Raw genomic sequence first — 13,390 nt, 5'->3', positions numbered from 1 at the left:
ATACGGGCACGCTGCAGATCGCGGGCGAGAAGAGCGCGCGATGCGTGGCAGCGTCCCGGCGACCGGCGGCGGGCGCGGCTATGCCGTGAGGAACACCATGAGGATGATCATCGCGAAGCCGGCGAGCTCGGCCGGGGCGAAGGTCGCGCCGAGCCAGACCACCGAGGTGACCGTGGCCATGACCGGCTCGGAGGTGGCGAGCATGGAGCCGCGCACGGAGCCGACCTCCTTAACGCCCTGCAGGTAGAGCGCGTAGGCGCCGAAGGTGCCGAGCACGACCGAGAGCGCGAGCAGCACGACGCCGGTCGCGTCGAGCGCAGGCATGTGGGCCCAGGGCTGGTAGACGATTGCGAGCACGATTCCCGAGAAGAGAAACGCCAGGCCGTTGACGGCGAAGTTTCCCCAGCGGCCGATCATGCGCAGCGGCTGGATCGACAGGAACGTGGCCGCGACCGCGCAGCACATCCCCCAGAAGAGGCCCTGGGGCGGCAGGCGCAGGGCGCCGAAGTCGCCGGCCGTCGCCACGAGGTAGGTGCCCACGAGCGCCAGCACGATGCCGGCGACCTCGCGGCGGCGCGGGCGGCGCCTGCTATGCAGGCAGACGAATACCATGACGATGACCACCGAGAGGCTCTGCAGGATGGTGGCCGTGGCCGAGTTGGTCCACTGGATGGCCTTGAGGTAGGCGACCTGCGAGAACAGGATGCAGAGAATCGCCGTGCCCAGAATCGAGAGGACCGATCGCGGGTCGCGCAGGGCGCCGGCGACGCTGCCGGGCGTGCGCACGTGGGCGGCGGCGAGGAAGAGCCAGCAGGCGGTAAGCTCGCGCACCGACGCGAGCCAGAGCGGCTCGATGGCGTAGGCGTCCATCAGGACCTTCGAGAGGGTCCCGTTGATGCCCCAGAGCGTGCCGCCAAGCAGGGTGAACGCGATGCCCCGCCAGAGGTGCGAGTGGTGCCGCACGCTCCTCTCGCCTGCCTCTTTGCCTTCGAAGGCCACGTTTCCGGCCACGCTCGTCCCTCCTGGGTTCCCTTGTCGTTCATAGCGAATCGACACGATAGCACCGCGCGGGAACGGCGGGCGCGCCAAACGGGTAAAGTTGGTCACATACAAAACAATCAGCACGAAGGAGACCACATGAGCGATGAGACCAAGGCGCGCTACGCCGAGGCCGATCCGAAACTGGCAGTCGGGACCCACCACGAGGGCTTCACGGTGACGCAGGTCGAGCCGCTGCCCGAGCTCGAGGGGTACGCCTACGTCATGCGCCACGACGCCTCGGGCGCGCGCATGATGTGGCTTGCCGTGGACGACGACAACAAGTCGTTCTCGATCTCGTTCAAGACGCCGCCGGCCGACGACACGGGCGTCTTCCACATCCTGGAGCACTCGGTGCTGTGCGGCAGCGACCGCTTCCCGGTGAAGGAGCCCTTCGTCAACCTGCTCAAGACGTCGATGAAGACGTTCCTGAACGCGATGACCTTCCCCGACAAGACGATGTACCCCGTGGCGTCGACCAACGTTGCCGACCTCGAGAACCTGATGGACGTCTACCTCGACGCCGTGCTGCACCCGGCCATCTACCAGCGGCCGCGGATCTTCGAGCAGGAGGGGTGGCACCTGAAGGTCGACGACGAGGGCAAGGCGCTCAGCTACAACGGCGTGGTCTACAACGAGATGAAGGGCGCGCTGTCGGACCCCGGCGACGTGCTGGCGCTCGAGCTGGGGCGCGCGCTCTTTCCCGACTCGCCGTACCGCTTCGAGTCGGGCGGCGACCCGCGCTCCATCCCCACCCTCACCTACGAGCAGTTCATCGACGCGCACGCGCGCCACTACACGCTGGCCAACAGCTACACGATCCTCTACGGCAACCTGGACATCGACCGCGAGCTGGCCTTCGTGGGCGAGCGGTTCGACGGCGCGACCGACCGCGGCGCGGGCGCGCCCAACGAGCTGCCCCTGCAGGCGCCCGTGACGCCTGCGCCGGTGCGCGTCGAGATGGACTGCGCGCGCGAGGACGCCACGGTGGGCCTGGGCTACGTGTGCGGCACCGCGGCCGAGCGCGAGCGCATGTGCGCCCTGGACGTGCTGGTCGACACCCTCACGGGCTCGAACGAGGCGCCGCTCAAGCGCGCGGTGCTCGACGCGGGCCTGGGCGACGACTTCACGGCGACAATCCTCGAGCACGGCCTGCAGATGGAGCTCGTCTTCCGCCTGCGGGGCGCGAAGGAGGGCATGGCCGAGAGGTTTGCCGAGCTCGTCGAGGGCGAGTGCGCGCGCATGGCCTCTGAGGGCATCGAGCGCGAGCGCCTCGAGGCGTCGCTGGCCTCGCTCGAGTTCGGCCTGCGCGAGCTCGACCCCGGCTCGACCGGGAACGGCGTGTACCTCTCGATGCGCTCGCTCTCGAGCTGGCTCTACGACGACGAGCGTCCCGTTGACTACCTGCGCTTCGAGGAGTCGATGGACCACATGCGCGCCGGGCTTGACGGCGGGTACTTCGAGGACCTGCTGAGGGATGTCGTCTGCGAGAGTGACCACCACGTGACGGTCGAGATCGTGCCCGTGGAGGACGGGGCCGCGGCCGAGGAGGAGGCTCGTCTCGCAAGCCTGCGCGCCACCATGTCCGACGAGGACGTCGAGGGCGTGCGCCGCGAGGTGGCCGCGCTTCGCGAGATGCAGGAGGCGCCGGACTCGCCCGAGGACCTCGCCACGCTGCCGTGCCTCACGATCGACGACATCGGCGAGGCCGACGAGGAGCGACCGCTCGAGCAGGTCGACGCCCCCCTGCCCTGCCTCTTCCACGACCTGCCCACGCGCAGGATCGGCTATGCGTCCTACTACTTCGACCTGGGACACCTCTCCTTCGAGGACCTGCCCTACGCGAGCCTGCTCGTCGAGCTCCTGGGCGGCCTGTCGACGGCGCGCCACTCGGCGGCAGACCTCGACACCCTGATCGAGCTCGAGCTGGGTTCGCTCTCCTACCGCCTCGACACCTACGTGCGCGACTACGACACCGAGTTCTGCCGGCCCGTCCTCTCGGTGCGCGCGAGCGCGCTCTCGGAGCGGCTCGCGAGCCTCGCGACGATTCCGGCCGAGATCTGGGGCGAGACGGACTTCTCGGACACCGAGCGCATGCGCGCCCTTCTGACGCAGCGGCGCATCGGCCTCTCGCGCTACTTCGCCATGATGGGACATGCCGCGGCGATCGCACGCCTGAACAGCCAGTACTGCAACTCGGGGAAGGTCACCAACGCCACCTCCGGAATCGACTTCTACCTGTTCCTGCGCGATCTTCTCGACCACTGGGACGAGCGCAAGGACGACCTGGCGGCGCGCCTCGAGCGCCTGTGCAAGGAGGTCTTCACCGCGGACAACGTGACCGTGTCGTTCGCGGGGTCGCGCGAGGACCTGCAGCGCTTCTGGGAGCAGGCCGGCAGGCTGTCGCTCGCCGACTCGCCCGCGGCACGCGAGCACAACCTGCGCGTCCCGAAGGCCGCGCCCGTCGACGAGGCGTTCGTCGTCTCGTCGAACGTGAGCTTCGTGGCCGAGGGCATGGCCATGTCCGAGCTCGACCGCGAGACGCTCGGCACGTGGCAGGTCGCCTCGCAGATCCTGAGCTACGGCTACCTGTGGAACGAGGTGCGCGTCAAGGGCGGCGCCTACGGCACGGGGTTCCGCCGCAGCAACCTGGGCCTGCCGCAGTTCTACTCGTTCAGGGACCCCAACGTGGACGAGACGCTGGCGCGCTACGAGGCGGCCGGCGAGTGGCTCAGGACGTGGGACGGCGACCAGGACGAGCTCGACGGCTTCATCATCACGGTCGTGGCCGCGCATGACGCGCCCGCCACGGCGAAGGCGATCGCACGCCGCCAGGACGCAGAGTTCCTCGCAGGCAAGCCCGCGAACTGGCGCGACGAGCTTCGCAAGCAGGACCTCGCCTGCACCATCGAGAAGATCCGCTCGCTCGCGGACGCCCTCTCGGAGCTGCGCGAGAGGCGCTCGGTCGTGGTGATCGGCCCGAAGGAGGCCATCGAGGGCTCCTCGATCGACTTCCAGGTCACGAACCTCGTCGACGAGGCGTAGCCGAGAAGGGCATGCGCCCAAGGGCCGCGCGCCACGAAGGCGGCAGGCTCCTCTCGGCGTGAAGACGGGCCCCTGGCGGCCGTCCTACTGGACGTGCGTCAGGGGCTCGATCTGTCGGTAGCGGATGCCGCAGGAGTCGAAGACGCGCTGGCTGATGAGGTTGTCGGTGGTGCCGCGGTACTTGTCGTCGAGGTAGACCACCTCGCCGATGCCGACCTGGACGAGGAACTTGGCGCACTCGTGGCAGGGGAAGAGCGTCACGTAGACCGTGGCGCCACGCATGTCGCGCAGGCTGCCGCGGTAGTTGAGGACGGCGTTCGCCTCGGCGTGGACGACGTAGCTGTGCTTGTCCTGCAGGGGGTCGTCGCTCGCGCCCCAGGGGAACTCGTCGTCGGAGATGGCGTGCGGCGTGCCGTTGTAGCCGACCGACAGGATGCGGTGGTCGCCGTCGGCGATGCAGGCGCCGACCTGCGTGTTGGGGTCCTTGCTGCGCAGCTGCGCCGCGATGGCGACGCGCATGAAGAACTCGTCCCAGGAGATGACGTCGCGGCGCTTCTCTGGCATGTTCGGATCGCTTTCTCGCATGGCCGCGACGGCGGCCTGACGACAGAAAAAGGGGCCGGACGCTCGCGCGCCCAGCCCCTAGGTTAGCCTTGGCTTGCCGTGATGCGCAAGGGCTACTCGAAGCCCTTGGCCTCCTTGGCGGAGACGGGCTTGATGTCCGGCTCGGGATAGGGGGAGTCGGGGCCGCCGACGCCGGCGATGAAGTAGAGGCCGGCCTTGGTCTTGTAGAGGGACTCCTCGTAACCGGCGGGGTCGCCGTACTCGCCGAAGGTGCGGCCAGCGAGGCGGTCGGCCTTCTCGGTGTCGTACACGTGGCGCTTGCTCTGGAACGTCTTCGTCTTGCGCATGGTCAGATCCAATCCGTCAGGCCGCGAGCCAGCGCGGCAACAACCCGTTGCGAAGTGACTTCGCGTTTCAGTGCGGAATAATAGCCAATCTCCTGCCGTTATTCAAATCAGGTAGGCCCCATCTGCCTAAACGGATTCCAAACAGCAACATTAGTCGATAGATCCGCAACTTGTTGCGTCTTCGCGCATGGCGTTTCCGGTCGTGCGGCTAGAGCCACTCGACGATCTCGGAGCCGCGGTTCTGCTCGTGGCGCGGGGCGGGCTTCGCGTCGTCGGCGGCGTACCCCAGCGGGAAGAGGCCGACGAGGCGGCATCCGGCCATCTGCGGGAAGCGCTCGACGAGCTTGTCGGGATGGAACTTGCCGATCCAGGTCGTCGCGAGGCCCAGGCTCTGGATGGCCAGCACGATGTGCGCGCCGACGATGCCGCCGTCGAGGTCGGCGAGGTTCCAGCCGTCGTCCTTGCGGACCCACGCCTCGTCCTCGCGCACGCCGAGCACGAGCATCGCCGTCCCGCCGTAGTCGAAGTCGGAGGTCTCCACGACCTTCGCCATGGCATCGGGGTCCTCGATCGCCCAGATGCGCCAGGCCTGGAGGTTGACGGCCGTCGGCGCGGCGAGCGCCGCCTCGACGATGGCCTCGATCTTCTCGTGCTCGACTGCCCTGTCCCCGCGGATCTTGCGGCAGGAGTAGCGCTCGTGGGCGAGCTTCAGGAATGCGTCCATGCGGTCTCCCTCGGTAAGAGCGCGCTTGCGCGGCCGGCCTCGCGCCATTCTCGGCGCACCCGTCGAGCGTAGCACGTAAGATGGGGCACGAACCATCGAATGGGCCAACGTGCCCAGAAGCGGACGAGAAGGAACGAGAAGGAACGACATGCAGATCAGATGCGCCACGCCGGCAGACGCCGAGGCTCTTCTCGGCATCTATGCGCCCTACGTCGAGCAGACCGCCATCACCTTCGAGTACGACGTGCCGACGGTCGAGGAGTTCGCCGCAAGGATTTCGGGCACCCTCGAGGAGTTCCCCTACCTCGTCGTCGAGGACGACGGGCGCGTGCTCGGCTATGCCTACGCAGGCAGGCTCAAGGCGAGAAGAGCCTTCGACTGGGCCGTTGAGACCTCCATCTACCTCGCGGGCGACGCGCGCGGACGGGGCATCGGGCGCGCGCTTCACGACGCGCTCGCGAAGGAGCTCGCACGGATGGGCGTGACCAACCTCTACGCGCTGGTCGCCGCGACCGAGGACGAGGACGACCCGCACCTCGACGACGGCAGCATCCGCTTCCATGAGCGCATGGGGTACCGCGAGGCGGGGCGCCTCTCGCGCTGCGGCTACAAGTTCAACCGCTGGTACGACCTCGTGTTCATGGAGCTCGACGTCGCCGACCACACCTCGCCCGCACCTGCGAGGCACGCCTTCGCCGCGCGCTAGGGGCGCAGCCGACGCACAGGAAACGGCCCTCCCGGACGTCCGGAAGGGCCGCGATGCCATCGGTGCGCGCGAGCTACTTGCCCTGGCCGTAGTAGGCGTTGGGGCCGTGCTTGCGCATGTAGTGCTTGTCCTCGAGGTACTGCGGGGCGCGGCACTCGTCGATCGACTTGGCGGCCGCGACGGCGAGCTGCTCGGTGTGCAGCGCCATCTTGGCGACCTCCTCGACCACGACGGCGTGGTAGACGGCCGCGGCGGCATCCTTGCCCCAGGTGAAGGGGCCGTGGTTGCGCACGAGGCAGCCGGGGCGCGCGACGGGGTCGGAGCCCTCGAAGCCCTCGACGATGACCTTGCCGGTGTTGAGCTCGTAGGCCTCCTCGATCTCCTGCTCGGTCAGGCCCCTCATGCAGGGCACCTCGCCGTAGAAGTAGTCGGCGTGCGTGGTGCCGTAGCACGGGATGGAGCGGCCGGCCTGCGCCCACGACACGGCGTGCGACGAGTGCGTGTGCACGACGCCGCCGATGTTGTCCCACATCTTGTAGAGGTAGGCGTGGGTGGCGGTGTCGGACGAGGGGTTGAGGTCGCCCTCGACCTTGTTGCCGTCGAAGTCGCACACGACCATGTTCTCGGGCGACAGCTCGTCGTAGTCGACCCCGGACGGCTTGATCACGAACAGGCCCCTCTCACGGTCGACCTGCGAGGCGTTGCCCCAGGTGAAGACCACGAGGCCGTGCTTGGGCAGGTCCATGTTGGCCTCGTAGACCTGCTCGCGAAGTTCCTTAAGCATCATGTGAAGACTCCTTCTTGCGCGTCTCGCGCGCTATCGCTCAGCGGCCGCAGCCGCTCGTATGACCGTCGCGGCGTCGCCGCACACTCGCCCCATGATAGTGATTCGCCCGCGCGTCGAGCCGACCCCCGTGCGAGCGGAGAGATGCGCGGGTTAACCGTGACCCCGGCTGTTTACACGGGCGAGAAGAGCCTACGCCTCGGCCCAAGTATTGCCATTTCTTTCCAAGCCATATCGCGCGCGTGGCCAATCAGTATCATGTGACGTGGCAGGCCCCTGCCGCAGGCCCGACCCGCAACCCACCAGCGAAAGGTCAGCACACCATGGTTTCACGCGTGTACGTAGAGAAGAAGCCGGGATTCGACGTCGAGGCGCAGCAGCTCAAGCACGAGCTGCGCCACACCCTGGGGGTCAAGGCCCTCAAGGGACTGCGCGTCGTCAACCGCTACGACGTGGAGGGCATCAGCAAGAGCCTCTTCCAGAAGTGCATCCCCACGGTCTTCAGCGAGCCGCAGTCCGACGTCGCGACCACGCGCAAGCCCGCCGCGGGCAAGGCGACCGTGTTCGCCGTCGAGTTCCTGCCCGGCCAGTTCGACCAGCGCGCCGACTCCGCGAGCGAGTGCATCCAGCTGATCAGCCAGGGCGAGCGACCGACCGTGGCCTCCGCAAAGCTCTACTACCTCGAGGGCAAGCTCTCCTCGGCGGACGTCGAGGCGATCAAGCACTACGTCATCAACCCCGTCGAGGCGCGCGAGGCCTCGCTCGCCACGCGCGAGACGCTCAAGGTCGACTACCCCAAGCCCGCGAAGGTCGAGAAGATCGAGGGCTTCCGCCAGATGACCAAGGCGCAGCTGCAGGCCTTCATCGAGGAGCGCGGCCTTGCCATGGACCTCGCCGACATCAGCTTCTGCAAGGACTACTTCAAGGGCGAGAGGCGCGACCCGACGATCACCGAGATCAAGATGATCGACACGTACTGGTCGGACCACTGCCGCCACACCACCTTCGGCACCGAGCTCGACGACGTAAAGATCGACGACGACGCGGTCAGGGCCGCCTTCGAGCGCTACCTCGAGGTGCGCCGCGAGCTGAAGCGCGACAAGCGGCCCGTCACCCTCATGGACATGGGCACGATCGGCGCCAAGCACCTCAAGCACGAGGGCATCCTCACCAACCTCGACGAGTCGGAGGAGATCAACGCCTGCACCGTCAAGGTGAAGGTCGACGTCAACGGGACCGACGAGGACTGGCTCTTCCTCTTCAAGAACGAGACCCACAACCACCCCACCGAGATCGAGCCCTTCGGCGGCGCGGCCACCTGCATCGGCGGCGCGATCCGCGACCCGCTGTCCGGGCGCAGCTACGTCTACCAGGCCATGCGCGTCACCGGCGCGGCTGACCCGACCGTCCCCGTGAGCGAGACGCTCGAGGGCAAGCTGCCGCAGCGCAAGCTCGTGCGCACCGCCGCGGCCGGCTACTCTTCCTACGGCAACCAGATCGGCCTCGCGACCGGCCAGGTCAGCGAGCTCTACCACCCCGGCTACGTCGCCAAGCGCATGGAGATCGGCGCCGTCGTGGGCGCCACCCCGGCGAGCCACGTGCGCCGCGAGCGTCCGGCCGCGGGCGACAAGATCGTCCTTCTCGGCGGGCGCACCGGCCGCGACGGCATCGGCGGCGCGACCGGTTCGTCCAAGGCGCACAACGTCGAGTCGCTCGAGAAGGACGGCGCCGAGGTCCAGAAGGGCAACGCGCCCACCGAGCGCAAGCTGCAGAGGCTCTTCCGCCGCGAGGACGCCTGCCGCCTGATCAAGCGCTGCAACGACTTCGGAGCGGGCGGCGTCTCGGTCGCCATCGGCGAGCTGGCCGACGGCCTCCACATCGACCTCGACCGCGTCCCCAAGAAGTACGAGGGGCTCGACGGCACCGAGCTCGCGATCTCGGAGTCGCAGGAGCGCATGGCCGTCGCCCTCGACGCCGCCGACGTCGACGAGTTCCTCGGCTACGCCCGCGAGGAGAACCTCGAGGCCACCGTGGTCGCCGAGGTCACGGCCGAGCCGCGCCTCACGATGGTGTGGGAGGGCGACACGATCGTCGACGTGAGCCGCGAGTTCCTCGACTCCAACGGCGCCGCCAAGCACCAGGCGGTCCACGTCACCAAGCAGGGCACCTACAAGCACGCGTGGGCCGGCGAGACCGTGGCCGAGCGCATGGCGTCGGTCGTGGGCGACCTCAACGTCGCCTCCAACAAGGGCCTCTCCGAGCGCTTCGACTCCACCATCGGCGCCGCCACGGTCCTCATGCCCTTCGGCGGCCGCACGCAGCTCACCCCCGCACAGGCCATGGTCGCGAAGCTGCCGGTCTTCGGCGAGACCACCACGGTCTCGGGCATGGCCTGGGGCTTCAACCCCTACCTCATGAGCGCCAACCAGTTCACGGGCGCCTACCTCTCCGTGGTCGAGTCCGTCTGCCGCCTCGTCGCGGCGGGCCTTCGCCACAAGGACGCCTACCTCACGTTCCAGGAGTACTTCGAGAAGCTGCGCCAGGAGAGCGAGCGCTGGGGCAAGCCCGTGGCCGCCGTGCTCGGCGCCCTCATGGCCCAGCTCGACCTCGGCATCGGCTCGATCGGCGGAAAGGACTCGATGTCCGGCTCCTTCGAGGACCTCGACGTCCCGCCCACGCTCGTCTCGTTTGCAACGGCCGTCGGCGACATCGACCGCATCGCCTCGCCCGAGTTCAAGCACACCGACAGCAAGCTCTACCTCGTGAGGCCCGCCTACCAGGCCGACGGCCTCACGCCCGAGCCGGCCTCGCTGCTCAAGGTCCTCGACTTCGTCGAGCTCTACCTCGGCACGCACGACGCCGTCTCGGCCGCCACGCCCGGCTACGGGTGCCTCGCCGAGACCCTCTTCAAGATGGCCGTGGGCAACAGCATCGGCTTCGGCCTGACCGACGGCTTCGACGCAGACCAGCTCTTCTCGCCTGCGTACGGCAGCTTCGTGCTCGAGGTCTCCGACTGCACCTACATGCCCCGCGACGTCGAGGGCTTCGAGGTCGTCGACCTGGGCGGCACCTCGGCCGAGTACGCCATGTGGGCGGCGGGCGAGAAGATCGACCTCGCCGACCTGCAGGAGACGTGGGAGTCCGCGCTCGAGGGCGTGTTCGCCTACCGCGGCGCGGGCAAGGCCGTCGACGCCGTGAGCTTCGACGTCGCCGAGAAGGGCGTGGCGCGCCCCGCCCCGGCCATCCGCCTGGCGCGCCCGCGCGTCATCATCCCGGTGTTCCCGGGCAACAACTGCGAGTACGACTCCGCCGCCGCGTTCGAGCGCGCCGGCGCCGAGGCGCACACCTTCGTGGTCAACAACCTCACGCCCGCGGCCGTGGCCGAGAGCACGCAGGCCTTCGTCGAAGAGGTCGCCAAGAGCCAGATCATCATGATCCCCGGCGGCTTCTCCGGCGGCGACGAGCCCGATGGATCGGCCAAGTTCATCACCGCGTTCTTCCGCGCGCCGGCCGTGACCGAGGCCGTGCGCGACCTGCTCCAGCAGCGCGACGGCCTCATGCTCGGCATCTGCAACGGCTTCCAGGCGCTCGTGAAGCTCGGCCTCGTGCCCTTCGGCGACATCCGCGAGATGGACGAGAAGTGCCCCACCCTCACGTTCAACACCATCGGCCGCCACCAGAGCCGCCTCGTGCGCACGCGCGTCGCGAGCAACCTCTCGCCCTGGCTCTCGAAGACGAGCGTCGGCGACGTCCACACGATCGCGATCAGCCACGGCGAGGGCCGCTTCGTCGCGCCCAAGGCGCTCCTGCGCAAGATGGCCGACGCGGGCCAGATCGCCACGCAGTACGTGGACGAGAAGGGCGTGCCCTCCATGGACCTCGACGTCAACCCCAACGGGTCGGTCCTTGCGATCGAGTCCATCACGAGCCCCGACGGCCGTGTGCTGGGCAAGATGGGCCACACCGAGCGCGCCGGCGCCGGGCTCTACAAGAACGTCCCGGGCAACACCTACCAGGAGCTCTTCGAGGGAGGCGTCTCCTACTTCGCGTAGACGCCGCGCAGCAGTCACGCAAGCTCTTCTCGGACGCTCATGACGAGGCGCCGGGGCCCACGCAATCGGGTCCCGGCGCCTTCCTTGTCAGCCGTTCAGGTTAGGTGCCCCGCGCGGGGCGCTCCCCTACCGCGGGACGCGCAGCGCGCGAATCGCGTTCAGCACCGCGATCACCATGACGCCCACGTCCGCGAAGATCGCAAGCCACATGTTGGCGATGCCGAAGGCGCCCAGCGCCAGGCACGCGAACTTGACCGTGAGCGCGAGGCCGATGTTCTGGTAGACGATGCGCAGGCACTTGCGCGAGATCTTGATCGCCTTGGCGATGCTCATCGGGTCGTCGTCCATCAGCACGACGTCGGCCGCCTCGATCGCGGCGTCGGAGCCCATGCCGCCCATCGCGATGCCGATGTCGGCGCGCGCGAGCACCGGCGCGTCGTTGATGCCGTCGCCCACGAACGCGACCTTGCCGCGGCGCGTCTCGCGGCGCCCCTCCTCATCTCCGGGGCCGTCCTCGCCCGCCGGCGCCTCGCCGACCGTGGCGCCCGCCTCGACGAGAAGAGCCTCCACGCGCTCGACCTTGTTCTGCGGGAGCAGCGAGGCGTGGACCTCGTCGATGCCCAGGCTCTCGGCGACGCTCTCGGCCACGCGCTGGGTGTCGCCCGTGAGCATGACGCACTTCTCGACGCCCGCGCCCTTGAGCGCGGCGACGGCCTCGGCCGCGTGGTCCTTGGCGACGTCGGAGATGACGATGTGCCCAGCGTAGGTGCCGTCGATGGCCACGTGCACGATCGTGCCCACGTCATGGCAGTCAACGTGCTCGGCGCCGACCTGGCCCATGAGCTTGTCGTTGCCCACCGCAACCGACTTGCCGTCGATGGTTGCGACGATGCCGGCGCCGCTGATCTCCTGCACGTCGCTCACACGGCTGCGGTCGAGCGGCTCGCCATAGGCGCGCTGCAGGCTCTTGCCGATGGGGTGCGACGACGCGACCTCGGCGAGCGCCGCCAGCTCCATGAGCTCGCCCGTCGGAAGCGGGCTGTGGTGGACGCCCGTCACGTCGAACACGCCCTTGGTGAGGGTACCCGTCTTGTCGAACACGACGACCTTGGTCTTCGAGAGCGCCTCCAGGTAGTTTGAGCCCTTGACCAGCACGCCGGCGTGGCTCGCGCCGCCGATGCCCGCGAAGAAGCTCAGCGGGATGCTCACGACCAGCGCGCACGGGCAGCTGATCACGAGAAACGTCAGCGCGCGGTAGATCCAGACGTCCCACGCGGCGGCCTGGCCACTCAGCACGAAGAAGACCGGCGGCAGCACCGCGAGCGCAAGCGCCGCATAGCAGACGGCTGGCGTGTAGACGCGCGCGAACTTCGAGATGAAGTTCTCGGACTGCGACTTGTGCGAGGTCGAGTCCTCCACGAGCTCGAGGATCTTCGAGACCGTCGACTCCTCGAACTCGCGCGTCGTGCGCACGCGCAGGACGCCCGTCAGGTTGATGCAGCCGCTCACGACCTCGCCGCCCTCGGCCACGTCGCGCGGCACGCTCTCGCCGGTGAGCGCCGCGGTGTCGAGGCTCGAGGCGCCCGAGATCACGACACCGTCGAGAGGAACGCGCTCCCCGGGCTGGACCACGATCGTGGACCCGACCTCCACGTCGTCGGGATCGACCTTCTCGACCTCGCCGTCGACCTCGACGTTGGCGTAGTCGGGCCTGATGTCCATGAGCTCCGAGATGTTCTTGCGGCTCCTGTCGACCGCGTAGCTCTGGAACAACTCGCCGACCTGGTAGAACAGCATGACGGCAATCGCCTCGGCGAAGTCGCCCGACCGCTCGTAGAGCGCAAGCGCCAGCGCGCCGACGGTTGCCACGGTCATGAGGAAGTGCTCGTCGAACACGCGGCCGCGCCCGATGTTGCGCACCGCCTTGAGCACCACGTCGTAGCCGATGACCAGGTACGCCACGAGCCAGAGGCAGAAGTTGGCCGGCGTTGGCAGCTCCACGCCGACGCGCGGCAGCAGCTCGAGCGCGCCCCACATCAGCGCGGCGACGATCACCCGGGCGAGCATCTTGCGTTGCTTCGCGTTCATCCCACGACTCCAATCAATCTTATGAGCATATCTTCATATACC

Annotated in this window: 9 protein-coding genes; 3 read left to right on the top strand and 6 right to left on the bottom strand. The window is 68.4% G+C overall.

All coding sequences use genetic code 11. The features are described from left to right. Nucleotides 1-78 precede the first annotated feature (78 nt). Nucleotides 79-1,011, bottom strand: a complete 933-nt coding sequence (locus M5D76_RS03055; protein WP_248921910.1) for a DMT family transporter — start codon at nt 1,009-1,011, stop codon at nt 79-81. 126 nt (nt 1,012-1,137) lie between these two features. Between M5D76_RS03055 and M5D76_RS03050 the strand changes: the two genes are divergently transcribed. Next, a complete protein-coding gene (locus tag M5D76_RS03050) occupies nt 1,138-4,083 on the top strand; it encodes an insulinase family protein (protein WP_248921909.1) in 2,946 nt (981 codons plus the stop codon). Nucleotides 4,084-4,167: 84 nt separating this feature from the next. Here M5D76_RS03050 and M5D76_RS03045 read toward each other — a convergent pair whose 3' ends face one another. From M5D76_RS03045 to M5D76_RS03035, 3 genes are all read right to left on the bottom strand, one after another. Then, nucleotides 4,168-4,647, bottom strand: a complete 480-nt coding sequence (locus M5D76_RS03045) for a deoxycytidylate deaminase (protein WP_248921908.1) — start codon at nt 4,645-4,647, stop codon at nt 4,168-4,170. A 113-nt stretch (nt 4,648-4,760) separates the two neighbouring features. After that, nucleotides 4,761-4,994, bottom strand: coding sequence for a hypothetical protein (locus M5D76_RS03040; RefSeq protein WP_248921907.1), 234 nt, complete (start codon nt 4,992-4,994; stop codon nt 4,761-4,763). Nucleotides 4,995-5,202: 208 nt separating this feature from the next. Then, complete coding sequence (locus M5D76_RS03035) at nt 5,203-5,718, bottom strand: nitroreductase family protein (protein ID WP_248921906.1); 516 nt, start codon at nt 5,716-5,718, stop codon at nt 5,203-5,205. Between the two features lie 148 nt (nt 5,719-5,866). On the opposite strand from M5D76_RS03035, the gene M5D76_RS03030 reads away from it, so the two are divergent. Then, nucleotides 5,867-6,424: a GNAT family N-acetyltransferase gene (locus M5D76_RS03030; protein ID WP_248921905.1), complete on the top strand. Its 558-nt coding sequence runs from the start codon at nt 5,867-5,869 to the stop codon at nt 6,422-6,424. A 73-nt stretch (nt 6,425-6,497) separates the two neighbouring features. Here M5D76_RS03030 and M5D76_RS03025 read toward each other — a convergent pair whose 3' ends face one another. Then, a complete protein-coding gene (locus tag M5D76_RS03025; RefSeq protein ID WP_283102009.1) occupies nt 6,498-7,211 on the bottom strand; it encodes an L-ribulose-5-phosphate 4-epimerase in 714 nt (237 codons plus the stop codon). A gap of 320 nt (nt 7,212-7,531) precedes the next feature. Here M5D76_RS03025 and M5D76_RS03020 point away from each other — a divergent pair, with 320 nt between their 5' ends. After that, complete coding sequence (locus M5D76_RS03020; protein ID WP_248921904.1) at nt 7,532-11,260, top strand: phosphoribosylformylglycinamidine synthase; 3,729 nt, start codon at nt 7,532-7,534, stop codon at nt 11,258-11,260. A 126-nt stretch (nt 11,261-11,386) separates the two neighbouring features. Here M5D76_RS03020 and M5D76_RS03015 read toward each other — a convergent pair whose 3' ends face one another. Next, nucleotides 11,387-13,348: a heavy metal translocating P-type ATPase gene (locus M5D76_RS03015; RefSeq protein WP_248921903.1), complete on the bottom strand. Its 1,962-nt coding sequence runs from the start codon at nt 13,346-13,348 to the stop codon at nt 11,387-11,389. Between the last annotated feature and the right edge of the window lie 42 nt (nt 13,349-13,390).

The sequence above is a fragment of the Olsenella intestinalis genome (assembly GCF_023276655.1).
Classification (GTDB): domain Bacteria; phylum Actinomycetota; class Coriobacteriia; order Coriobacteriales; family Atopobiaceae; genus Olsenella_J; species Olsenella_J intestinalis.
The sequence above is the reverse complement of the archived record's forward strand: the minus strand, read 5'-3'. Positions and strand labels throughout refer to the sequence as shown.

Coding starts and splice junctions, on each gene's coding strand:
- M5D76_RS03020 (WP_248921904.1), top strand. CDS start 7,532: ATGGTTTCACGCGTGTACGTAGAGAAGAAGCCGGGATTCGACGTCGAG.
- M5D76_RS03050 (WP_248921909.1), top strand. CDS start 1,138: ATGAGCGATGAGACCAAGGCGCGCTACGCCGAGGCCGATCCGAAACTG.
- M5D76_RS03035 (WP_248921906.1), bottom strand. CDS start 5,718: ATGGACGCATTCCTGAAGCTCGCCCACGAGCGCTACTCCTGCCGCAAG.
- M5D76_RS03030 (WP_248921905.1), top strand. CDS start 5,867: ATGCAGATCAGATGCGCCACGCCGGCAGACGCCGAGGCTCTTCTCGGC.
- M5D76_RS03015 (WP_248921903.1), bottom strand. CDS start 13,348: ATGAACGCGAAGCAACGCAAGATGCTCGCCCGGGTGATCGTCGCCGCG.
- M5D76_RS03040 (WP_248921907.1), bottom strand. CDS start 4,994: ATGCGCAAGACGAAGACGTTCCAGAGCAAGCGCCACGTGTACGACACC.
- M5D76_RS03025 (WP_283102009.1), bottom strand. CDS start 7,211: ATGATGCTTAAGGAACTTCGCGAGCAGGTCTACGAGGCCAACATGGAC.
- M5D76_RS03045 (WP_248921908.1), bottom strand. CDS start 4,647: ATGCCAGAGAAGCGCCGCGACGTCATCTCCTGGGACGAGTTCTTCATG.